The sequence below is a fragment of the Prosthecobacter sp. GW821-HT29F12 genome (assembly GCF_058803405.1).
This window is the reverse complement of record NZ_CM179517.1, coordinates 7,587,409-7,610,126: the sequence shown is the minus strand read 5'-3', so window position 1 is coordinate 7,610,126 and position 22,718 is coordinate 7,587,409. Positions and strand designations below refer to the sequence as shown.

Annotated in this window: 24 protein-coding genes; 8 read left to right on the top strand and 16 right to left on the bottom strand. The window is 52.4% G+C overall.

What is annotated here, in order from left to right; translation table 11 throughout:
• Positions 1–19: 19 nt before the first annotated feature.
• The 3 genes from AC3RLQ_RS31295 (at position 20) to AC3RLQ_RS31285 (ending at position 3,065) form a co-directional block, all read left to right on the top strand.
• The gene (locus tag AC3RLQ_RS31295) at positions 20–2,302 is read left to right on the top strand and encodes a TonB-dependent receptor (protein WP_493033063.1); all 2,283 of its coding nucleotides are present in this window, start codon (positions 20–22) and stop codon (positions 2,300–2,302) included.
• 113 nt (positions 2,303–2,415) lie between these two features.
• Positions 2,416–2,607 carry a transposase gene (locus AC3RLQ_RS31290; RefSeq protein ID WP_493038795.1) on the top strand — a complete coding sequence of 64 codons (192 nt, stop codon included), beginning with the start codon at positions 2,416–2,418 and terminating at the stop codon, positions 2,605–2,607.
• A 35-nt stretch (positions 2,608–2,642) separates the two neighbouring features.
• A complete protein-coding gene (locus AC3RLQ_RS31285) occupies positions 2,643–3,065 on the top strand; it encodes a transposase (protein ID WP_493038793.1) in 423 nt (140 codons plus the stop codon).
• Here AC3RLQ_RS31285 and AC3RLQ_RS31280 read toward each other — a convergent pair.
• The 12 genes from AC3RLQ_RS31280 to AC3RLQ_RS31225 all read right to left on the bottom strand — a co-directional run bounded on the left by AC3RLQ_RS31280 (position 2,969) and on the right by AC3RLQ_RS31225 (position 15,774).
• Positions 2,969–3,742 (bottom strand): DUF932 domain-containing protein, encoded by a 774-nt coding sequence (locus AC3RLQ_RS31280; protein ID WP_493033062.1) that lies wholly within the window; start codon positions 3,740–3,742, stop codon positions 2,969–2,971. The genes AC3RLQ_RS31285 and AC3RLQ_RS31280 overlap by 97 nt on opposite strands.
• Positions 3,743–3,774: 32 nt before the next feature.
• On the bottom strand, positions 3,775–3,957 hold the full coding sequence (locus AC3RLQ_RS31275) for a frataxin family protein (protein ID WP_493033060.1): 183 nt from the start codon (positions 3,955–3,957) through the stop codon (positions 3,775–3,777).
• Positions 3,958–4,019: 62 nt separating this feature from the next.
• Entirely contained in the window at positions 4,020–5,417 is a 1,398-nt protein-coding gene (locus tag AC3RLQ_RS31270; protein WP_493033047.1) for a DNA polymerase III subunit beta, read from the bottom strand.
• An 85-nt stretch (positions 5,418–5,502) separates the two neighbouring features.
• Complete coding sequence (locus AC3RLQ_RS31265; protein ID WP_493033032.1) at positions 5,503–6,561, bottom strand: WGR domain-containing protein; 1,059 nt, start codon at positions 6,559–6,561, stop codon at positions 5,503–5,505.
• Between the two features lie 89 nt (positions 6,562–6,650).
• Positions 6,651–7,013 (bottom strand): hypothetical protein, encoded by a 363-nt coding sequence (locus AC3RLQ_RS31260; RefSeq protein ID WP_493033029.1) that lies wholly within the window; start codon positions 7,011–7,013, stop codon positions 6,651–6,653.
• 19 nt (positions 7,014–7,032) lie between these two features.
• Positions 7,033–7,398, bottom strand: a complete 366-nt coding sequence (locus AC3RLQ_RS31255) for a hypothetical protein (RefSeq protein WP_493033027.1) — start codon at positions 7,396–7,398, stop codon at positions 7,033–7,035.
• 21 nt (positions 7,399–7,419) lie between these two features.
• Positions 7,420–8,232, bottom strand: a complete 813-nt coding sequence (locus AC3RLQ_RS31250) for a RecB family exonuclease (RefSeq protein WP_493033025.1) — start codon at positions 8,230–8,232, stop codon at positions 7,420–7,422.
• Complete coding sequence (locus AC3RLQ_RS31245) at positions 8,229–8,789, bottom strand: hypothetical protein (protein WP_493033023.1); 561 nt, start codon at positions 8,787–8,789, stop codon at positions 8,229–8,231. Before AC3RLQ_RS31245 ends, AC3RLQ_RS31250 begins: the two co-directional genes overlap by 4 nt.
• 395 nt (positions 8,790–9,184) lie before the next feature.
• Positions 9,185–9,610, bottom strand: a complete 426-nt coding sequence (locus AC3RLQ_RS31240; protein ID WP_493033021.1) for a hypothetical protein — start codon at positions 9,608–9,610, stop codon at positions 9,185–9,187.
• Between the two features lie 93 nt (positions 9,611–9,703).
• Positions 9,704–9,922: a hypothetical protein gene (locus tag AC3RLQ_RS31235; RefSeq protein ID WP_493033019.1), complete on the bottom strand. Its 219-nt coding sequence runs from the start codon at positions 9,920–9,922 to the stop codon at positions 9,704–9,706.
• Positions 9,923–9,935: 13 nt separating this feature from the next.
• A complete protein-coding gene (locus AC3RLQ_RS31230; protein ID WP_493033017.1) occupies positions 9,936–10,715 on the bottom strand; it encodes a hypothetical protein in 780 nt (259 codons plus the stop codon).
• Between the two features lie 769 nt (positions 10,716–11,484).
• Positions 11,485–15,774: an NACHT domain-containing protein gene (locus AC3RLQ_RS31225; protein ID WP_493033016.1), complete on the bottom strand. Its 4,290-nt coding sequence runs from the start codon at positions 15,772–15,774 to the stop codon at positions 11,485–11,487.
• A gap of 158 nt (positions 15,775–15,932) precedes the next feature.
• Here AC3RLQ_RS31225 and AC3RLQ_RS31220 point away from each other — a divergent pair, with 158 nt between their 5' ends.
• Positions 15,933–16,148 (top strand): hypothetical protein, encoded by a 216-nt coding sequence (locus AC3RLQ_RS31220; protein WP_493033014.1) that lies wholly within the window; start codon positions 15,933–15,935, stop codon positions 16,146–16,148.
• A 255-nt stretch (positions 16,149–16,403) separates the two neighbouring features.
• The gene (locus AC3RLQ_RS31215) at positions 16,404–16,775 is read left to right on the top strand and encodes a hypothetical protein (RefSeq protein WP_493033012.1); all 372 of its coding nucleotides are present in this window, start codon (positions 16,404–16,406) and stop codon (positions 16,773–16,775) included.
• A gap of 7 nt (positions 16,776–16,782) precedes the next feature.
• On the opposite strand, the gene AC3RLQ_RS31210 is transcribed toward AC3RLQ_RS31215, so the two are convergent.
• The 4 genes from AC3RLQ_RS31210 to AC3RLQ_RS31195 all read right to left on the bottom strand — a co-directional run bounded on the left by AC3RLQ_RS31210 (position 16,783) and on the right by AC3RLQ_RS31195 (position 20,274).
• Entirely contained in the window at positions 16,783–17,199 is a 417-nt protein-coding gene (locus tag AC3RLQ_RS31210; protein ID WP_493033010.1) for a hypothetical protein, read from the bottom strand.
• A gap of 320 nt (positions 17,200–17,519) precedes the next feature.
• Positions 17,520–18,062 (bottom strand): adenylyl-sulfate kinase, encoded by a 543-nt coding sequence (cysC, locus tag AC3RLQ_RS31205; RefSeq protein WP_493033008.1) that lies wholly within the window; start codon positions 18,060–18,062, stop codon positions 17,520–17,522.
• A gap of 204 nt (positions 18,063–18,266) precedes the next feature.
• Positions 18,267–19,484 carry a hypothetical protein gene (locus tag AC3RLQ_RS31200; RefSeq protein ID WP_493033006.1) on the bottom strand — a complete coding sequence of 406 codons (1,218 nt, stop codon included), beginning with the start codon at positions 19,482–19,484 and terminating at the stop codon, positions 18,267–18,269.
• A gap of 13 nt (positions 19,485–19,497) precedes the next feature.
• On the bottom strand, positions 19,498–20,274 hold the full coding sequence (locus AC3RLQ_RS31195) for a hypothetical protein (RefSeq protein WP_493033004.1): 777 nt from the start codon (positions 20,272–20,274) through the stop codon (positions 19,498–19,500).
• A gap of 56 nt (positions 20,275–20,330) precedes the next feature.
• Here AC3RLQ_RS31195 and AC3RLQ_RS31190 point away from each other — a divergent pair, with 56 nt between their 5' ends.
• The 3 genes from AC3RLQ_RS31190 to AC3RLQ_RS31180 all read left to right on the top strand — a co-directional run bounded on the left by AC3RLQ_RS31190 (position 20,331) and on the right by AC3RLQ_RS31180 (position 22,718).
• Positions 20,331–20,480 (top strand): hypothetical protein, encoded by a 150-nt coding sequence (locus AC3RLQ_RS31190; protein WP_493033002.1) that lies wholly within the window; start codon positions 20,331–20,333, stop codon positions 20,478–20,480.
• Positions 20,481–20,540: 60 nt separating this feature from the next.
• Complete coding sequence (locus AC3RLQ_RS31185) at positions 20,541–20,687, top strand: hypothetical protein (protein ID WP_493033000.1); 147 nt, start codon at positions 20,541–20,543, stop codon at positions 20,685–20,687.
• Positions 20,688–21,671: 984 nt separating this feature from the next.
• Positions 21,672–22,718, top strand: coding sequence for a glycosyltransferase (locus tag AC3RLQ_RS31180; protein WP_493032998.1), 1,047 nt, complete (start codon positions 21,672–21,674; stop codon positions 22,716–22,718).

Sequence of the window (22,718 nt, the reverse complement as noted above, 5' to 3'; positions counted from 1 at the left end):
TTTTCCTTTCAGACCTCTCATGCCACAAAAACTCGCCTCCCGTATTCACCGCACAGCTCGTAAGACAGGCTCCAAAACCCTTTCGGTCACCTCATTGCTCTGTGCTGCAGGCAGCTTGAACGCCCAGACGGCTGCCACCAAACCAGCCCCTAAAACTGAGGAGATGCCCACCGAAATGGAGGAGGTTCTCATTGAGGCAGCCGGATCCGTTTACAACGCCACCCGCCTGCAATCACCCAAGTACACCGAGCCGCTGCGTGATATCCCCCAGACGATCACGGTCATTCCCAAAGCGGTCATTGAAGACCGCGGTGCTTTCAGCCTACGCGATGTGCTGAAAAACACACCCGGAATCTCCATGCAGGCTGGCGAAGGTGGTGCCGGTGCCTCCGGTGACATCCTCTCCATCCGCGGCTTTAGCGCCCGTAGCGACATCTATCTGGACGGCATGCGTGACTACGCCACCTACAACCGCGATCCCTTCAACACCGAGCAGGTTGAAATCGCCAAAGGCCCCTCCTCCTCCACCGTGGGGCGTGGCTCCACCGGTGGCTCGATCAACACCGTCAGCAAGATGGCCAACCTGACGGACTCCGTCACCGCCACTGCCAGCGGCGGAACCAGCAACCTCTACCGCGGAACGTTGGACGTGAATCAGAAGCTCACCGAGCGCTCGGCCTTCCGCCTCAACACCATGTACTACAACGCCGACACTCCGGGGCGTGATAATGTCTCCATGGAACGCTACGGCATTGCTGCATCGCTGGGAGCCGGCCTCGGCACGGACACCCGCTTCATGCTGAACTACCAGCGGCTGGAGGAAAGCAACATCCCGGACTTCGGTCTGCCCTGGATCCCCAACAACGGCACTGGCCCCAATAGCGGCTTCACCGGCACTGGCGCTGCACTCTCCGGCTACCAGAACCAGGCACCTCCGGGGGTGAGCTTTAATACTTTCTACGGCCTGCCAGGCGTGGACTATGAAAAGATTCAGACCGACCATTTCACAGCGATCTTTGAGCACGATTTCACCAAAAATGTGCGCATCCGGAATGTGACACGCTACTCGCGCTCTCACCGCGACTCCGTGACCACCGCCCCCCGTTTTCGCGACATCAGCGCCGCTGCTGGCAGTCAATACAGCACAGTGCTGAACCGCCAGCTCCAGCGTCGCCAGCAGCTCACCGAGATGTATGGCAACCAGACTAACATTGTCGCCGACTTCTCCATCGGTCCGATCAAACACGCACTGGTGACCGGCATGGAGTTTTATCTCGAGTATCAGCAAAACGCCAACGCCTCCGGCATTGCGACTCTCAGCGATTTGTATAACCCAGGTGTCGTCAATCCTCCAAGCTCTGCCCCACCGGCGATCGCACAGGACATTGCCACACGGTATCCCGGCCTTCCAGCCGCGACCGACGCTTATCTCTACACCGTGTCAGCCTATGCGTTTGACACCATGAAGATCGGCAAGCACTGGGAGATCAGCGCCGGTCTGCGTTACGATCACATGTATGCGACCGTGAGCGGACCTGGAGGCACATCTGCCGGCGGTTTTTCCAATGCTGATGACCTCTTCAGCTACAAGGCCGCTCTGATCTACAAGCCTGTGAAGCAGGGCAGCATCTACTTCGGCTACGGCACGTCGTTCAATCCCACCATCGACGGTGCTTCCAGCGCAGGTCTGGGCCTCACCGCCGCCACATCCACGCTGGACCCTGAAAAAACCTCCACCTTTGAGCTCGGCACCAAGTGGGATGTGCTCAAGGAGCGCCTCTCACTGACGGCAGCATTGTTCCGCTCCCAGAAGATCAACGCCCGCACCACCGATCCTACCGGCATCACGACGCTGGGCGGAGACCAGCTGGTTCAGGGCATCGAATTCAGCATGACCGGCACCATCACCAAGAACTGGCAGGTCTTCGCAGGTTACGCCATCATGGAAAGCGCGACGAAAGCCTCCACCGCCGCTGGCGCTGTCGGTCAGGTTCTGTCAAACGCACCGCCCCAGACCTTCAATCTCTGGACCACCTACACCCTCATGGAGAAGACGCAGTTCGGCTTCGGTGCCCAGTACATGGGTCCGCGTACGAGCAACGACTCCGCTGCGACTTCCCGCACCGCGCCAAGCTACTGGACGCTGGATGCCATGGTCAGCTACAAGTTCACCGAGAAAATCAGCCTGCGCCTGAACATCTACAACCTCGCAGATGAACGGTACATCGGCAGCGTCGGCGGTGGCCATTTCGTTCCCGGCCCGGGACGTTCAGCCGCACTCACCGCAAGCATCAAATTCTAGAGCCTGTTATTAACTTTGAAAAGGACTGTACTCCGGTGAGGGTCCAAGGAATAAGCTTGCGATGGAACCCACGACCAACAAGCCAAGAGCCGCCTACACAATTAACGTTAGCGATGCATATTGGGACTTTTGCCGTCCCCACCCTGGTGCTGATGAAGGAAGGATGCGCCCCAGCGGAACTATTTTCTTTTCTACGCGAGCTTTTCAACGCGCTGCGCTACATCGTGCGTTGCGGCTGCCAGTGGCGCATAATGCCCCATGATCTGCCGCCCTGGCAGAACGTTTACCAGCAGGCGCAGCGCTGAATGAAGGCCTGCTGCTTTGAGGCCATGGCCATGATCTGCGTGAACTCTCACGCCTAGCCAAGGGCCGCAAGACCCAGCCCACGGCGGCCATCATGGATGGACGCACGCTGCAGTCCTCGCCTGAAAGCGGAGCCCGGGCCGGCGATGACGCCGACAAGCGCCGCAAAGGCAGCAAGGTGCACATTGCTGTGGACACTTTGGGGCATCTGCTGGCGGTGGACGTCTCGGACGTGATTTTCATAGTCCCTGTCTGTTGCTTCTCCAGATTCCGTGGAGATCAGGGATATAGGGACTTCAAAAACGGCGTCCGCTGCGTCCGAGCTAAAGAAAAGGGACCCGAATCAATCGAATCCCTCCCCTTTCAAGCACTCAGTCCCACATGCGTATCCAGCAACCCGTGGAGAGCTTCTGTGCGTTTCGGCAGCTCTGTCAGGTTCCCTTTCAGAGATTCCGTGTAGGCATTAAAAAGTGACCAGACGTTCCTCCCTTCAAATGCATCATGGGACGGCTCTCTCCATTCATGCAGCACGTCAGGGATCAAACGGTTGGAGCACACGCCGACATCCACAGAGCGGATGAGCAGGTCATGGGCTTCAATGTCGGTGATCTCTGCTTCTTTGTAGGCGCTGATGCGTTTATCCATCGAGTGCCATTTCGCCAGGAGCAGACCAATCGACCGAGACACCAATTGCGGCAGGTCTCGATTGATGAATCGGGTGTGCTTTCGAGAGAACTTGATGTCCCCATTAAATGAGAGGTTATCGCAAATGAAGACCGAGGCACCAGCGACTATGCCGGCGGGGAAGGTCTTGTCATGACTGTTGCGAAGACCGACCACGTAGCAGTAATCGTCGTTGGATCTCTGGGCATGAATCTCCATCAATCCAAAATAGCGTTGGCCTGCATGCGACAAAGAATGCGCTTGAGTTCCGATACGCAGGTTGGTGGTCTTGAGGGTGTTTTGAACCTGGCTGATGAGCTCGTGGTGAGGAATCGGGCACCAGCTGCTTGTAGAGCGTGGAGTCCTTACTTTACGCACTTCCTCCAATTCGACGTTTTGAGCGCCGCAGTGAAGGATGAGGTTGGGGGTTTTACGGGTGGCGATGACCGGGTGAGAGTCGAGGTTTGCAATCATGGTGGTAGTGTTTGGGTTTGGGGTTGAGAGTGTCAGGGAAACAGACGCTCGATTCTTTGAATGACAGGAACTGCGAGCTGTTTGGCCGCGAGATCACCAGTGGAAATCCAGTAACCGTTCTTCCATTCGACTTTGATGGTGCCGAGCGGAGTGATGATGGTGGCTCGCTTTAGCTGCTCGTGTCTGTTGAAGACGATGGTCGAGATGCGCTTCATAAAACGAAAGAGCCAGACACGCCGGTTAAGACACATCTGGCTCCTTGGGGTTTGGGGGCGGTCTAGATCTTCATCCCTTGGAGAGAGCGAAGCGTGGATCGAACAGACTGCATTTCCCGGGCGCTGGCTTTCTGGTCGCGATTGATGGTTTTGAGCTTCACGGACAGATCGCGCAGCAGGTTGAATCCATCGTTGAGCTTGTCACGAATAAGCAAGGTCATGTCGATGGCTTCTTCCACGGCGTTTTTGGCTTCGCTGGATGACGGTGGGGTTTCGGGTGTGGGGTTGTTGATCATGGGTTTGGGGGTGGGTGGTGGTGGAACGTTTGCGGGTTTGGGTGCTGGGGTGATGGTGCTCATTCTCAGCGGCATCACGATCATTTGTTTCGCCGGCGTATGGAACCGGAGCGGACTCATGTCGTTGATGAGGCTGATGGTGTTGAGACCGAAGCCGAGTGCTTTGATGAGGAACCGTCGACTCAGGTAGATCGTCACCTCTGTACCCTCTGCTTTGACGTCGGGGACCGGAACTCGTGTCCAGGGCTCGTTGTCGCTGTCTTTGCCGAGGAGCAGGAACTGTCCCTGGCTCCATTCCAGCCCGATGGTTTGATATCGGTCTGGATCATGACAAGGCATGCGCTGAACGAGTTTTATCAGCGCTTCCAGTTTGTTCGGGTCCAGGGTGATGCGCGTTTTGGCTTCACGCTGGTCTGGAACCGTGATGCGCCAGTCAGGATATTTGCCCTGAATTTGGCGGCTTATGAATCGCCAGCGCCTTGAGGAGAGCTGGATGAATTCATTGTCGGACTTCATCTGCCATTCCCCGTCTTGATTGAACTCCTTCCAGCCAATGAACTTGTTGGAGGGAATGAGGACGGAACTCTGAATGGGGAGGGTGAACGAATTGGCACTGAAGAGGTGCTTTCCGTCCGTTCCTACCACATTGAACGCCTTGGGGTTGCTGGCGTCGATGAAGGCCCCGTTGAGGATATAGCGGGTTTGGTCGGTGCTGGCACATTCAAGAGCCTGATGCAGTGATTCACGAACGGTAGGTGACAGAACCACGGCTTCGGTTTTGATGCGTGGTGTCTGAGGAAAAAGTTCCATTGGGACCAGCTTGACCTTGGAGGAGCCGAGGTTTTCAGCCAGGGCGAACCGGATGATTGGTCCTTGTGGCGCGTTTTCGACAAGAAGGCGTTCCTCCTTGCTGCAGTTCTTGGAGAGCTGCAGGAGCTGGTCGTATGGGACGAGGACAGCTGCAGGAGGGCCTTCGGCGGGATGTTCAAGGCGGAGGGTGACAAAACGGTCTAGATCTGAGCCAGTGAGTGCGATCCATCCATCTTGGGTTCTTTCGACTTTGACACAGAGCAGGGCGGGCAAGGTGGCCTTGTGGTTGATGACCTTGCCGATGCCTGTGAGTGCGGATTTGAGCTCCGCAATGGGCAGTGCGATGGGTTGCATGGGTGTTTGGGGTTGTGGGGTTAGACGCCAAAAAGCCCATGCGCCGGAATGACACATGGGCTTGGGGCGTGGATGGTGGAGCGGTTTACACAGACTCAGCTTTGTATTTGAGCTGGGCGGTGGTGCATTCGATGTGGCGGATGTCCTCACGTTCCCCCAGGTAAACAGGCTGGTAGATGGAGCCTGATTCCTTGAAGGCGTAGAGGTAACGGCATTCCACAACATCACCGGGATTGGGGATGTTGTGATTTAGTGGAATGGTCACATTGCCCGCAGGACGGATTTTCCCATCCTCGAACAGAATCAATGACACGCTGCGCTTCTCGTTGACCTTTGAGACGATGAACGATGCCGTTTCCACGAACTTGTATTTGAGCTGTGGGCCTCCGGCGTTGGGTCTGCCGGGTGTGTATGGCGAGTCGTAGTGCTTGAAGACGACGCCTTCCTTCCCTTCCCTTTTGAACTCGCTGAAGATTCCGTCTTTCCGGGGATGGATGTAAACGGGACCACAGTCGATATGAGGGTGGTCGAAGGATGCCAGCATGTCACGCATTCGCAGGTAACGGACAGCGAAACGTTTCAACCTCATGTCCTCCGGGCCAATGGTCAGGAGGTCAAAGGCGTGAAACTGATCTCCTACAGCTTCACCGTCGAGGATGAAGCTGCCTTTGTAGCGTTTGGCGTCTTCAACAATGGGTTCTGGAACCGCCGTGGGATAGCCCAGACGGTTGATGCCTGTGATGGTGTCGCCGTCCTTTTTGAGGATGAGCCGGCGTCCATCGTATTTCTCCTGCATCCAATAGTCCGGATTGAAGAGGATGTCATTGAGACGGTTTTCCTCCAAGGGATTGAGCAACTGACACTGGATGCCGGTGTGCTTGGTAGGTGTTGTGGGTGGCAGGATCTCTCCAGCGTCGTTGCCAGTGAGGTAGCCTTTGGCGGTCTTTTCATGGATCAGCCTGTCGTAGAGCCGTTTTGCTTCCGCATGAGTGACAGGACTTTGGGTTTTGGTGCCGGTGCTGAGGGTGGAACCACGACGGCCATACGCAAAGTGAACCATGAAGCCATTGTCCTGGGGACGAATGCTGGCCTGGTAAACCTTGTCGGATGAACCTTCGCGGAAATACAGGGTGGTGCTTTCCATGTGGGATTTCCTTTCCTTTTTGAAATGAAAAGAGCCGGACCATCCACAAAGGGACAATCCGGCTCTGGGTTTTGTCGTTGGGGATTGTGCTAGTAGCCGTAGGGGTCTCGTCGGCTGCTTCGGATGCGCATCTCAAGGATGGACCGGCCGATATAGATCATGCCACACACCAGAAGGATGCAGAGCAGAACCGATAGCGGGAACAGCACAAAGCTGCTCATAGTTGAAATCAGCAATGCGACCCAGCCTTTCAGTTGCTCCAATGCCAGTGTGACCAAAGGAGCCACGATGACGACAGGAACAGCAATGGCGACGGCAAGACGGGCATTCATTTTGATGAACTCCCGCAAACGGCCGGATGGAGACAACCAGTGCTCAAGCGTGGTGAGGATGAACCGAATCACCTCAGCAGCTCTTTCGATGCCGTTGAGGTGTGGCAGGTCATTGTCCACAACAGGTTCCGGCAGCGGTTTAGGCCGCCAGTGTCGTGTGAACATTTTCCTCAGTCGCTTGGGCCATGTGGGGCTTACGACCGTTGAGGGATGCTGGGGGAGTTGATCCTCCTCCCATTCGTCGTGTGAGTGATGCATAGAAGTGTTGGCGGGTTTTGGAGCCTAAGGCGGTTCCGAGGATGAGGAGAAACGCACAACCGACAGCCAGAGAACCGGTAGCAATTTGCCAGCGGTTGAGGCTTTGGTTTTGTGCGGCGAGTTTGTTTTCGAGTCCGTCGATCTTGATTTGCATGACGAGCAAAGGATCTGGCTTCGATGAGAACCAGCCTGCGTGTGCTAATGGTGAGAACAGGAGCAGACCGATGATGATGATGATGTGTTTCATTGGGGTGGTGGGGTTTGGGGTTTAATGTCTTCGGCATTCGTTGAAGAATTCGCAGGAGGAACAGTGCATTCCAGGTGAAGGAACGAATTGCTCATGCTGGAGCCCTGTGACGTATGCTTCCATTTGGCGGAAGAGCCGAGTTTCTTGATGTCCGGTCATGGGCGGCATCGTGGTGATGACGACCTTGGGGTTTTTGAGTTTGACCAGGTGATGAAGGGCCATGCCGCTTTCCTGTTGACCCGTGTTGTGACGGTAAAGGATGGCGTAGCCGGTGGTTTGGATCTCTGTAGTATGGGCAACCTTCTCTGGATTGGGAGTGGTTGCCGAGGTCTTGTAGTCAATGATCTGCCGTCGTTGAACCAGGTCGAGGATGCCAATCAACCGTGGTAAACCATGGTTGACGAGATCAGCCTCAACAGGGACTTCCACGGCATCCGGCTTCAAATCAGCAGGAACATGAGCTTCGCGTAGGTAGGTGTCGATCAAACGCCAGCCTGTGGTTTTCTCGTCAGCTTCCTCCCCAGCTTCCCAGACAGGTGTGCCTTCTGAGGTGTCCGACCATGCTTCTGTGTAAGAATCATGAGCCTGTTTGAGCGTTAGCGGCTTTTGGAGCCACCGTGCTTTGTTCCATGCCTTCAAGACAGCGTGAACCGAATTGCCGACGTGGAGCGATGGTGTTTTTGGCTTTTTCAGCCTGAGCACGTAGCGGAAGAAGAACTTCAGCCGGCATTGCAGAAATAAGGACAGCCTGGAAGCCGAGACCTTTTCCTGCAAGCCGGTGAGAATTTCCTTCACGCTGGGCTCTTGGGGTGGAGCTTCAGCGAGTGTTTTCATGCCGCTTGGTGGTTGGTGGGTTCTTGTTGCCGCCAACGTGTTTGACGTGGCGCTGGTTTACCGGCCTTGACGAGCAGATCTTCGATGAGCTGTGACGCTTGCATCTTGTTGAGCTGCTTCACACCGACACCGAAGAGCTGCTGGGACAGATCCTCGGCTACCTGTTTGGTGATGCTGGGGTTCTCATTGACGATGCGAAGGATGAATCCCTTCTGGCCGTCGGTGCAGTTCCAGGCATCACCGACAGGTTTGGCCTGCTGGTGTTGACCGTTGCTGTGCTGACGACCATTGCCATTGAGCTGGTAGGTGCGGCCGTTGTTCTGAGGTTGGTGACCGTTCCCATTGGTGTTGGGACGGCCATTGGCTTCAGGGACAAAGCCGGGGTGTTGGATTTCCTGATCGACGCTTTGTTGCAGGAGCTGGTAAAGCCTCTGCAGTTCGGATTCGACCTGGCTGATGTCGTTGAGTTCGACTTCGACGGATGCAGAGAAGCTGTGGCTCGAATATTGTGGGAGGCCGAGCTTCTTGCTGTAGTTGGCACTGAGTTTGATGGCCATGTTGGTGGGTGTGGTGGTGGTATGAGGACACGAAAAAAGCCAGACCGATGAAGGTCTGGCTTGATGCGTGGGATTGGGTGCTGCTTTACGTTCTAGGCCGCGTTTAACAGCTCAGAACGTGGTGGTGGTGTGATGTCCGCTGAATGCAGAGTCGTCGCTGTAATCCATCCTGGCGAACCACGAAGGGCATTGAGCAGAAGATCGTCCGTGAGCTTTGTCATGGGAATCTTTCTGTGCTTTGCCTCGTGGAACAAGACGGACACCAGAAACCTGCTGATGTGCGGAGAATAATGACGTGGTTTTGCCATGGTGTCTCCTGCTTGTGAATGATCGTGAAGGAGGACCAACGCGATCATTATATTATACCCCTTTTCCGATATTTTCAGGAGGGGGGGCTATTCGTTTGGCGGTGTCGTGCTGGTTTGATGAGCCGTGGCTGATTGGACTGCCTGAATGTATTTCGCCGAGATCCATCCTTTCACGAGTGGATACAGGACGTAGCCCAGAACGAAGATGCCGAACCACGCATACATGGGAGGCACCAGAGTCATCGCTGCGAGGCAAACCCAGATTGTTGTGGCTCTGGGCTGTCCGTTGAATGCATTGACAATGAGGTGGATGATCACGACGTAGTTGAACGCATACAGCAGGAATTTGTAGAGGTTCGTCACGGTGAGAGTGCTTCCTCCATTCTCCATCTGCACTGATGTGAAAATTGGGGCGTCGGATTCGAAAACCCTGAGGATGTTGGCGATGACGATGCAGTAGATGATCAGAGCCAGGAGCCATTTGGTTTTGGGCGATATGTCATTGATATTCATTTGCTTAAGGTGTGTTGAGGGTTAGGTGAGCTTGAGAAGAATCTCTTGCTCAATCTGCTATACCCGAAGCCAGATGGATTTAAGGAGGGGGGATCACTGCCGCTTGATGTCATTGAGCTTCCTATCCATCTCTTCGAGCTTCCGTTTCACGTCATCGAGCTTGTCCAACGCATCCTTGATTTTGAATGCGGAAATGAGCCAGTCTCTGAAATACCCGAGGATGGCCAACACAACGCCAAGAACGACCATCAGAACGAGCAGGATCCCCAATTCCTGTCCCCAACTCATTGCAATAAAGCTGAACATTTTCATGGCGACTTGAGGTTCATTTGTTGGAGGACCGGACGCAGAAGAGGATCAGTTCCATCATCGGCTTGGGCAGATAAAGACGGACAGCTTCAAGTGCTTTCCAGTTGGTTCCTCTGCTTCCTGAATTGGTGAGGTCAGGGTTCATGAGCAGGCTGTCGATCCTCAGCACGTCCACGGGTTCCTTTGGCTGTCCGTAGGTGTATTTGGCGCTGTATTCTCGCCATCCCTGCTTGTCCTGAAAGAAGGGCTTGTGGTCAATCCAAAGGCGTCTGCTGGCTTTAGTTCTCGAATTCACGAAATTGTAGGCATGCCAGACTGTCTCCTTATATGGCGCATCAACCAGATCAGTCTTTGGAGCCTCTGTCACCAGTTGAATGGCAACGACTTGATCCGCCTTATCGACAACGATGTAGAGCTGGTTGAAATGGCCTTCGAAACTCCCACTGAAGGAATAGTGGAAAAACGAGTCTCTGGGAAACCCTGGGCAGACCACCTTGTTTTTCGGCACGACTTTTTGAATCAGATGGAGCTTCTCCTTGGCTTCAACGTAGGGCATCAAATACGTGACGCCCTGGAACAGCTTTATGCTGGGTGCCTTGGATGTGTCTGATGAGGGTTGGGCAAATGGAGAGAGCAGTGCACCAAGATCCTCCATCGTTGAACTGCCTCCCTGAATCGGTGTTTGCCATCCCTTGTCTAGAACAACGGTGCCTGGGGAAGTTTGAGGTGTCTGGGAAAATCCTGCTGAACACAGGAATGCAACATAAACGGCGAGTGGAAGACAACGAGTGGTCATGGTAGCAAGAATCAAAACTCGCCACCAAGAAGGCAGACCCGAATGAGTCTGCCGAGGTGGCCGGAGAGTTAAGAAGTCGCCACTAGACGACCGCAACGGCCTTTAAACCGGTGAGGGCTCTGGACATACGCCGTCGCCTCCCGGCCATTATGCATGGTCGTTAGGCGACGTGTTTGCGGCACACGTCTGCCGCTAGTGGACGAGATTCTTAAGTCTCGGTTCAGGTTTCCCCGAACTGTTCAAATGCTAACGGGGAGCAGGACGCAGTAAAGGGGAAACTGAACCAGGAACCACCCACATCAGCTGCTTGCCCAATACGAATTATGCTCCCGTGGGCTGAATTTGAATGGTTTCAGAACATGCGTTTCCATCCCGGAATTTTTCAAGGTCCTGGAACAACAGCACCATTCACGACGAAACCACGAGCGAAAATTAGCAGGAGCAGCCGATTCCGTATGGGTTCGTCATCATCACTGGTTGTTTAGCAAGGAGTGCATACAGAGCTGCAGCAGTGCTTAAGAAAGCACTGCTGCTGCACATGTACTCACTGCACCCCAAAACTGCAGCAGAAGTGAAAAGTGCTGCTGCTGTACTTGTGTGGATTCGAGGTAGCAAGGCCAAAATTGGTTGAAACTGAGCCCTCTCATATTCATACCACCCAGTGTGGACAGGCAAAATTATCAGGCCGCTCTACATTTCGATTCCGACACTCAAGAGCGATCTCGGCGCCGCGAAACTGCCCTGACACTTCAAGCTTGTATGCACTGCATCACTTGAATGCCTTCAACGATTCCTTACCAAGGCGTCCATCATCCCAAGGCAGGATCTCTTCATCATGAACCGAACTCGGGCAAGCCGAGGTCCCTCCCTTACGAAACATTAATTGCCCTCCCTTATCCATAGCGTAGGTCATCCAATACTCGCGAGCGTTGCATTCATCATGCTCGTTACGACGGAATTTGAAACCGTAACATCTCCAGATGATGCAGAGACCCGATGTTGAAAGCCACTTAATCAGCGCGTCTTTCCTGACTAAGCACGCGCCATGGAAGCCCTCTCCCAAGTGGCGAACAAGCACTTCAGTCGAGCCCGGCTCAGCAAAATCAAACCCATGCCCTGTCCAAACCAAATTGCCAATTCTTGCAAGCTGCGGTGAGGGCATCGACCCATCTTTGGCTCTTCGGCGCTCTTCATCGGGGGCACATCGGCAGGTGGTCGAAATTGCTCCTGTGCGCCAATAACGCGATTCCCGCCAATTGTCTAGACAGCATCTCTTTTCCAAGGAATCTTGACTTTTGGGAAAGACCTTCAGGGAGGCCATTGACTGACCAAACTCGGGTTCATGGATCCACAATTGTCCCTGGTCGATGCACCTGTGACTCAGGTGGTCAACGAGCCTCCAGGCTAGGTCTGGAGACACCAAATATGATTGGATTGCCCATTCCATGCCAAGGCGATTAACCATAAAGCGATGCTCCCAGATTGGCGTCGGTTCATCCCACTGATGAAATGCAGAGAGCGTCAACCATTCATCCTTGCCGTCACATAACTCTAAGAGAATTCGAGGATCATCATTCTCGATCCGCTTAGCTAGCCATCGTTGCTCGTTTGCGCAGAGCGGCTTAGGAAGCGGATCCAGGTGTCCACGCCACCACGGTGACGGTGCTTTCACGAACATCCAGGTTTCATCACTGCGCTCCCTCCTATGGTCGACAATAAACGGATCGAGAAGATCGCGCGGTTGAATCTGTCGTGCTGAGCGAAAAGGTTGAGCGACGTCGCCCCAACCAGCAAAGTGGTAGTGGTCACTGAGATACCCCAGCAGCTCATACAGAGCAATCCACTGATACTTTTTGCTTAGCCGCTCGACCCGACGCTCAGAAGACTCTCCAGCGCTTTCCGGATGGATATCCGTCTTGGTGCAATCCCACCCCAGCTGAAATACACGTTGAATCACGAATCGTTTCGCAATCTGGGCGTCAAAGCAGCTCGCTTTGGATTTCGACGCTTTGCCTGAAAGCCTTTTATTCTGAAACTGATGCACATAACCTTCCATAATATAGCGCCCCCAATCGCCATATCCAATGCCCGGCCCAGGTTCAACTGAGTAATAGAGGCAACTGGCGTGATGATCACGTGATTCATTTCCGAGGGCTTCTTTTTGTTCTGTCACTTTTTTAGCTGACCAAATCTTGGGCCACTTGGAACGCCAGGGAGGGCGAAAACTGGCCGGCGGAATATCTTTTCCAAGCATTCCTTTTTCCTCGGCCTGAATACAGATTTCAGAAGCGTAGTGCCTTACGAGAAGGTGAGGTTCGATCACAGATCCAGCAAAGAACTCACGATAGGCAATTTGTGAAAGAGCGTCCAAACCTTTGTCACCGACTGACGCATGCTGCGCTGCTCCTGCACAAGCAAGCAACACGCGTTCTTTAATGTATGGGTCGTCAACCGCCACAAATTGCTCCAACAATTTAGCAGCCACAGATGTTCTGACAGCAACCACTCGCGTGAGAGTGGCGGCAAGCCGTAGCCGCTGTTCAACAACTGTTGTGCTGAGACACCATGCGATCACAGTGGCCAACAAAAGCAACTGATCTTCAGGGACGCGTTTGAGATCGCCACGTTCTGCCCATGCGCGGATTTCTTCGAGTGGATTGCTGTCAGTCCATCCGCTTAGGCTCTCGTTAACCCAAAACGTCCATTCTCGATCCCGCTTGGCAAGAGGCACGGCTAGAAGGGCCTGATGCAACCACGATGCGTTCCAAGGATGAGCGGGATTAGTTGCATAAGATACCAGGTGATCAAAATCGTTCCTCAGATAGCCCGACTTGGATACCTGCACGAACAGCTCACGTGCACGTTGGGTCATGCTTGTTTTAGTGCGCCACGGCATGCTTTCCATGAACGACCTGAGCAGGTCTGGTTCGGGGTCGACGGTGGAGGAGATCAGATCGAACAGCTCTATCTGTTGTTCTTCCGCGATACGGATACCGAGCAAATTTATTACTCCGCAATTCCGCCTCCGCCATTCCCAACTTCGAAGATTTTTCATCAAATCGTCAGCAGGACTTGCGCCCTCGGCCAAAAGGTGAACGCTCAAGAAATAATCCCACACACGCTCATAGGTAAACCGCACGGATTGACGATTCCCAAAAATGTTGCCTTGGCTCTCTGGAACCTCTGCTAAAATGCACTCTGATAGAAGAGCACGATAGAGCGATCTTGAAGCTGACGGTGCATTGTAATGCTTCAGGCAAATCCGGCGAGCCTCGTCGTCGGGAATTCTGAGGTTTTTGGATGCAAGCATCGCTCCCCCAATGTCTTTCAGCGCCCCAAGAACCTGCGCTATTTCACAGTCGATTCGCCCACTGATGATAGAGGCTTTACGTGAAGCAAAGTGACTCAAGATCACTGTAAGACTTAGAGTCCCAGCATCAGGTGTCTGCCCCGAATATGCTTCGCAAAAGATTCGTAGAAAAAGGGGAACCTTGAATTCCCTAGCCAAAGGCGGCAGAGCAAAACCTCTAACATCATAGGCTTTTAAATATTTAGGCAGGGCTTCGAGCACGTCCACACCCAACCCTTCGTGTGTTGTAAAGGACCACGCAGGCAAGGACCGCATCACCACCTCGTTCGGCAGTGTCTGTCTCATATAGTCCTCACGACAACTGACAATTAGTTTTATCTCTGGGTATTCCCTGAGCTCCGATGCAAACAATAGCAATCCGTTCCGCCATAGATCACGGTCGCTGATCTCGTTCAATGCATCGACGCAAATGAGAGATTTTAACCCAGTTCCTTCGCTGAGGGATGCAAATGTGGCCAGAAAGTCGCGCAAGCTTGTTCCCGGGAAGTCAGCCCACCGCATGACTTGCTCCCATAACGAGATTCCAGATTGAAATATCCCCCCCTCCATAAACAAGACCGCTCCACCCTGCTCTGAATATCGAGTGCACACTTCGGCAAGCACATGGGTCTTCCCACGACCAGGCTCCCCAGACATTAGAAGGACCTGTGAGTCAGATGCAGAGTGTTCTCGCAGAAAAGACGACAATGATCCGAGCGCCGAAGCGTTACCGGCGAAGCTTTCAAAGACCTCTTCTGAGGGGTGTTTTTGATGAGCATATGACTGCCACATTTCCCTGTCATCTCGTGGCTTCCGTGGGGGAATCAAAGCGCGAAGCCCCTCAAGTAAGGGTGTGAACGCTCGTGACACGACGTCGAGCGCGTCTGCGAGTTCGGAAAGTGATCGCGGCAGGGAAACGCCATCTCCCAGCAACGTTCGCATTCTGGCCTTTGCAGCCACAACAGCCTCGTAATGTTGCCGTAGCTCGTCACTCCACTCTGGACTGGCTTCTCTTCCCCCCAATCCCTTGCCTAGCCGCTCGCGCGCCTCCTCCAGATACTGGATTCGAAAGCGTTCAGATCTCAAAAAAGTGTGTATCGCATCTTCTGCGTCAGTCTCGGTATGCATTTCAGGACGATACCGGTCACCCAACGCACGAATGGCGGCTTCAGTCTTGCGTGAACACTGGGCACGATCAAAGTTGGGGTATTCAAAATAATGCAGCAGGAGCCCTCTGTGCGACGGCGAGAGCAACAGGCTTCGAATAAATGACTCATTCCAGAGCGTGAAGGAGATCCGATGCTCGTAACCGCAATCGGTCACAAAGGACGCCCAGCTCAGCTTTAAGGCGCTCCATTTGTCTGTTTGTTGCTGTGTGAAGTTTCTGGGTAAAGTGATAACCACCTCCCGAAGGGTGTGGCTAGCCGCATTTTCTCGAATTGCGGTCCGAATGGAAAGATCTAGGTCTCTCCACTGAGTTGTTCCTAGTTTGTCATCGAAAAATTTAGCCTGGAGCCCGATCAGAACGTGCCCATCAACGTCAGCTATAAATCCTTCCAGTCCCCCATCCCCCCCTGCGCCATGTCGTCGGACCGAAATATCCCTTCCAGCAAGCTCTCGTGAAAAAAGTTGGAATGACAGTTCTTCAAAAGCGCCACGGTGATCCCCTCCCTGAGGACGAATACACTTGAGGTTTATATGACGAGACATGTGGAATTCCCCCATTTTGTTCGCTCAAGACCGGCTTGCAACTCCCGAAGGAATATGCGCTCAATTTTTCAACGCTTGCCTGTCCGCCTTCTGCCTACACATTACAACTGAGGATCAAAATCGGGTGAACCAACTCACGTCCCCTTCCCATTTCAGACATGCCCAACCAACGACAAGCCGGGACGAAACTTGCCGGAGCCTACATCAGCGCCGACAAGGACAAGGCTCTGGCTGACATAGCTGCTCTCAAGGGCTACGCCAACAAGGCTGAGTTCATCCGCTTCCTTTTTGATGAAGCGATTGCGGAAAATGAACAGGCGATCAAGAAACCGAAAAGCGCAGCGAAATCCAAAAAGCCCATGCTCGGTCACTGAGGATCAACCTCACTTCCTGCCAATTTTTTTCAGGCTGTTTCGGACATGAATCGGATGTGTCAGATATGGAAGAGTCTACATTATAGTCACCTATTGGACCGATCCTGAGCAAAGCAAGGTCATCTGCATGCTCGGGCGAAAAAGGGCGGCACGGATGGCAATTGCGTCCGTTGCACGTCTTCATTTCGATGTGAAATTTGATCATGTTCGAGCCAACGCACAAAATCCTTCGCGAGCCACTTAAACAGCTCGCCAGTGAATCTGTTCTCATTGGCACGTCATCATGGAAATATCCGGGTTGGTGCGGACAGGTTTACGATGAGTCGCGTTACATCACGAGGAAGAAGGAAAAGAGAAGCTGCCGTTGCCTGTTCATCCAGTTTGCTGTGGCTTGGTTTCGTCTTTGGCGCTAAAGCCTCTTGGAATATGCCAAATCAAAGACAGCCCGGGACGAAGCTGGCAGGAGCCTATATCAGCGCCGAGAAAGACAAGGCGCTCGCAGATCTCGCGGCACTGAAAGGCTTCACGAACAAAGCCGAATTCATCCGGTTGCTCTTTGATGACGCGCTCGCAGCGAATGCAAAAAACCTCAAAAAGACGCGCAACATGACGAAACCAAACCGGTGACTAGACTTCACTGCGGGTAAATCTCTGCCCCCTTCGGCTTGGTTTCAGGCGTTTTCACAACTGGTTTCACCTCGACGTTCATCTGGCTCAAGGTCAGTGGCGTTCCTTCCGGGCGGTTGTCGGTGTCGAGGATTGGGTCATATAGATCGAGTCCAACGCTCTGCCGAAGCTTTTTAGCCTCCGCAGGTTTGTAGCTCGGGATTCCAACAATTTTCAGAGTTTTGATCAATCCGTCAGGTTGAGCCATGTAACGTCGGCTCATAAACAGCACCAGCGGGCCGGCCAACTTCAGTATGCGGTTCGAGGTTCGCTCGTTTGAATAATAAAAACCGGCACGTGAACCATAAGGCAACTGACGTAATTGCGAGCATCCCGATAAGAACTTTATGGCTGCTTTTTGCGGAGCATCACTTGATCCATCCACGCCAACGCAGTATCAGCTATGTCGTTTGACACGCTGCATCCTCCCAAATGTGGAATGAGTTCCGGAGAACCAAACCTCATACTCTTTATTGGCAGTGCCGACACTCAGTGGATGATACTGGCTATGTTTTTCATCGAGGGAAAAAGCATGAACGACCAGTTTGACATCCGCGTATGCACCAACGCTTATAGCGTTGAGGCTTTCCCGTCATCGTGACCTTGTCAAACGGGTCGTGGACATTATCACCACCCAAAAATTATACAAACCTTCATCACTTTAGATCTTTGCTGAAAGCTAAGCAATGCGTCTTTGGAGCTAAATTATTGTTCCTTGTGAATTTTTCGGAGCAACTGTTCAACACACGTCTCTATTGCTGATAGATTAGTATCAATCACCAAGTCCGGCGCGATTGGCTCTTCGAAGTCATAGTCTTCGCCAGGTAATTGCCTAATCGTTCCCGCTTTCACTCCCGCATATAAGCCTTTAGTATCACGCTTGGCGCACGTAGCAATGTCGCATTTTACGTATACCTCATAGAATGCCTCATCTCCGACCACACTCCTGGCAAGCTTTCGCATGTTTGCCGATGGAGTCATAAGAGCCGCGATAACTGTGACCCCTTGTTTGTAAGCTAGTCTAGCGATTTGTGCGGCTCGAAAGACGTTTTCCAACCGATCTTCTACGCTAAATCCAAGATCTCGACAGATAGATGAACGCAAGTCATCGCCATCGAGAATAAGGACAGCTTGCCTCGCACTCCGAAGCCGACTTGCCGTGGAATTTGCAATTGTTGATTTGCCAGCCCCAGAAAGACCGAAAAGCCAAATAACCCGTGCTTCGTCTAATTGTGATTGATTCTCCATAATAAATCCGATATACCGCATATGAAGTAGAGCACCTTACCGCACGCATGAAATGTCAAGATTTGATACATCGCGTAGCTGACACAGCGCCTACTAAACAATTCCATGCGCGCCGGCTGCGTTTACTTTCAGTACATTCGGGGCACATGTATTTTCGCTTCAGCGTTTGAAGACATCGCTGGAGAAATTTGGCCTTGATTTTGGCTATTTGTTTTTCAGGCTAATCACAAAGCGCTTCGGTTTTGGGGCGTCTGGTTTAAGAACTTCTATGGTGAGCTTCCCCCCAAGATACTTTTGAATTTCTTCCTCTAACGTTACAAAATTTATTTCACTCTCCTTTAGATTTCCAAATGTCACGAGACGATCTCCTTCTTTCACACCGACATTTTGTAACAAACTGTTTGCTCCCAATTTGGATATTACAGCTTCATGCTTCGCGATATCGAAAGATAGTTGAACTCCCAAAATGACCCAAGGGTCTACGGGGTGACTCAGGACACGACTTCGATAATATAAGTTGAGACCTTCGAAATCAATTAGATAATCGTATTGATGCAACCATCTTAATCCAATTTTATTTTCATTTCCTGAATTAACAGGACACCCCGCCAATGCTCGTCCCATAAAGTAGCCCTTCTGAAAAACGGCTCTTCGTTGCATCGTTTTTCCAGAAGTCTCGACCCCATAAATGGCGGACTGGTCATTTAGTTTCGCAGCGCTATTTGATTGAACAACCTCTAAATATAACGACTCTTCGAGATCAAGGAAATCGGTCATTGCTGTGGAGACAACAAACTGCCGCGGCTTTCCTTGAAGCTCCAAGGTAACACGTACCCCTTGAAGCTTTGGATCTATTTCGCATCTGCTCCATCTTTCGATGATATCTACAGGCACCTTTTCTAAAATGGATATCCTCCCTCCAGAGTTATTCACATAGATATGAGTCGCTTTCAGTTGTCGCACCCCAATGATTGCCTTGAGATTGAACCCAAGCGCCTTTTGCATGCCGTCCAGTGGCAGAACCGTTACCACATCGGCCGGCAGGCTATAATTGCCCAATTTGAAGGGCAATCCTTCCCGCACTTCGCTTTTCTTCGTGTTTGATCTTGGGTCGCCTTGGTTTATTTGAATTAACGATCCATAAAGATAGTCAGATTTTTCGTCTATCGCAGTTTCCAAACTGCCGGTATCCAGAGTGCAATAGAATTCTCTCCCTTCACATCGTGCCTTCAATGGCAAAAATGCGCCGGTCTTTGGAATCTCGAATTCAGCATTTTCTTCGGCGCAAAGCGGCAGCCATGCGAAATGAATCAATCCGAAAACTAGCATCTTCAAGGCACGCAAAAACGCGCTGCAGCTTTGACGGCCTGGAGAATTAGTCGAATAGATATCTGACCGTCGTTTACAAGTGTACTTTATCATATTGGAGAATGAGTTACCATCTTGCTTCGACTTTCACACGGATGAATCCTCCCGTGTTGTAGATATCGCCACGTTGAAGATTGACCTCTGATTCAACACCCAAGTCAAGACCGATGCTTTGAAAAATCCAAGTGGGAGGGGTAGAGAACATTAGTGATGAATAAATTGATGCCTTGTTTACTGGAGTGCCCGTTTGTTGATACAAGTCAGAATACTCAACTGTGAGATCTGCCTTTACCTCATCAGTATCAACTAAAGTTATCGACGCTTCTGCCGTGGTTCCAAATGCGTAGGTTACATTGGGCTGGTTATCCGCAAAAGAGGCCTGGAGGCTACTTCTCACTGCTGCGGTGAACCAGCCGTAGCTAAGGCCCTGTGAAACTCCCGCTTCAACATTTGTAGAAGCATTCCCATCAAAGTATTTGCTTGCTTCAGCGTAGAATTTACTCTCATAAGTTGGGCTAATTTCGGGCTCAACGTAAAGGGCCTGTATTGCATCGTTGACCGGCTTGTGGATTGGAATGCCCACTGATAGAACTATCTGCGATGTACTGACCTCCACTCCATCCTTTAGAAACTTGAAGGTGATTTCAGTTGGTGCGTGCCCATCAAGTTCAAGGTTTGATTTCGCTTGAAATGTTACTGAGTCTGGCGTGTAACTTTTGATGTCAAAGAACTCCGTCGGTCCTTCAATTGCATCATAATCAATTTGGCCAGGGTTCGAAAGTTGCGCTATCACTGAGGAATAGTCGACAGCGTATGGATTTGTTAACTGTAGTCCCGGCGCCACGAAGGAAATTCCTGGGCGCGAGGAACTGGATGAGGAACTCGAGGAAGAGCTGGAAGATGATTGCGACGAGCTGGAAGATGATTGTGACGAGCTGGAAGATGGCTGCGACGAGCTGGAAGATGGCTGCGACGAGCTGGAAGATGGCTGCGACGAGCTGGAAGATGGCTGCGACGAGCTGGAAGATGGCTGCGACGAGCTGGAGGTAGGCTGCGACGAGCTGGAGGTAGGCTGCGACGAGCTGGAGGTAGGCTGCGACGAACTCGGTGTTGGCGTTGGCGTCGGTGTCGGTGTCGGTGTCGGTGTCGGTGTCGGTGTCGGTGTCGGTGTCGGTGTCGGTGTCGGTGTCGGTGTCGGTGTCGGTGTCGGTGTCGGTGTCGGTGTCGGTGTCGGTGTCGGAGTTGGCGTCGGCGTAGGAGTTGGCGTCGGCGTAGGAGTTGGCGTCGGTGTCGGTGTCGGTGTCGGTGTCGGTGTCGGTGTCGGTGTCGGTGTCGGCGTCGGCGTCGGTGTCGGCGTCGGCGTAGGAGTTGGCGTCGGTGTCGGTGTCGGTGTCGGTGTCGGAGTCGGCGTCGGTGTCGGCGTCGGCGTAGGAGTCGGTGTCGGAGTCGGAGTCGGTGTCGGTGTCGGTGTCGGTGTCGGTGTCGGTGTCGGTGTCGGCGTCGGCGTCGGCGTCGGCGTCGGCGTCGGCGTCGGCGTAGGAGTTGGCGTAGGAGTTGGCGTCGGTGTTGGCGTTGGCGTTGGTGTAGGCGTAGGAGTTGGCGTCGGTGTCGGCGTCGGTGTAGGAGTTGGCGTCGGTGTAGGAGTTGGCGTCGGTGTAGGAGTTGGTGTAGGCGTCGGTGTAGGCGTCGGTGTAGGCGTCGGTGTAGGCGTCGGTGTAGGCGTCGGTGTAGGCGTCGGTGTAGGCGTCGGTGTAGGCGTCGGTGTAGGCGTCGGTGTAGGCGTAGGCGTCGGCGTCGGTGTAGGAGTTGGCGTCGGTGTAGGCGTCGGTGTAGGCGTCGGTGTTGGCGTCGGTGTAGGCGTCGGTGTTGGCGTCGGTGTTGGCGTAGGCGTAGGCGTCGGTGTTGGCGTAGGGTCTCCAATCTCAGCGGCGCGGCCTGTATTGCCCTGCGCTAAACCAGTATTCTTCGATGACTTTTTGCCTTTAGATGAGCTCATAGGGATACCATTTCAAAAGATGAGAGATATACTGACGGAAGCCTTCCTGAGAACCTGCTGTTCATTCAAGGAATGCCTAATCCCCAAATCTTGGAATACTCTTTTCAATTAGCAAATTCATTTTCCATTTGAACACTTGTTTTTTTTAGTCTCTCATTTTGGGAACTGGGTATTACATAGGCTTTTCGCCTATTTTGGTCACTCCGGGCATCGCAATCATTCGGCTAAGAATCACAAAATTTCACATGGGCGCATCTATTAAACGGGTATTCACATATGGTTTTCCTGGCAAATACGGAGGGGCAGGAACGGAATTGCATCACCAAATTCTTGTTTGGCTCAGAATGGGCCTAGAGGTTCATATCATTCCTTCTGAGTCAGGTTACCGGAGCGAACCATTGTACGGGGAAATGCTAGAGCGCGGCGTGACAATTCACGAGTACAATGATTGGTCAGCACTTTATCCAGGCGACCCGATCCTAGGCTTCTGCAACCGCGAGTTTCTGGATAACCTCCAGCCAATTCGTGAACACACTAGGCGAACTGTATTTGTGAATTGTATGACTTGGATATTTGACAAGGAACGTGAGGCAACGGCTAATGATCAAATCGCCATGTTTCTTTATCAAAACGATGATGTGAGACAAAGACATGAACAGGAACTTCGGGCCTTAAATTCAAATCCGAATGTGCAGTTTGTAACTTTTAAGCCTTACTTTGAGATGGAACATTTTCCATTCATAGCGAACCGTTCAGAGGAACGGTTTGGTTGTGGCAGAATATCCCGGCAAGATGCAGACAAGTTTGCGAAAAATACGCTCCATATCTACGAATACTTTGTCTCACCAAAGTGGAAAAGTGGTCTCTTTTTGGGTTTTGATGAACGCAGCAAATCCAAAATTGGCACTCCCTATGACTGGATAAAAACCGCAAGAGATCACACCGAAGTCAGCCAGCAGGAATTTTATCGCCATTGCGACATCGTTTTGCAACCCACAGATACAACTGAAAATTGGCCTCGTGTAGGTTTTGAAGCCATGTCTAGTGGCAGCGTACTTATTGTCGACAACCGCGGTGGATGGAAGCAACAAGTGCTTCATGGAAAGACCGGTTGGCTCTGCAATCACGAGAGAGATTTCATATACCATGCCAGCAAAATGGCCTATGAACCTAATATGCGGGCTGACATGGCAGCAGCAGCTAGGGAAAGAGCAAGAGAGCTGGGTGGATTATCAGCTTCCATCGCCAGCTGGGAGAGCATACTAGAAAAAATGACCCATCTCACTGAATAG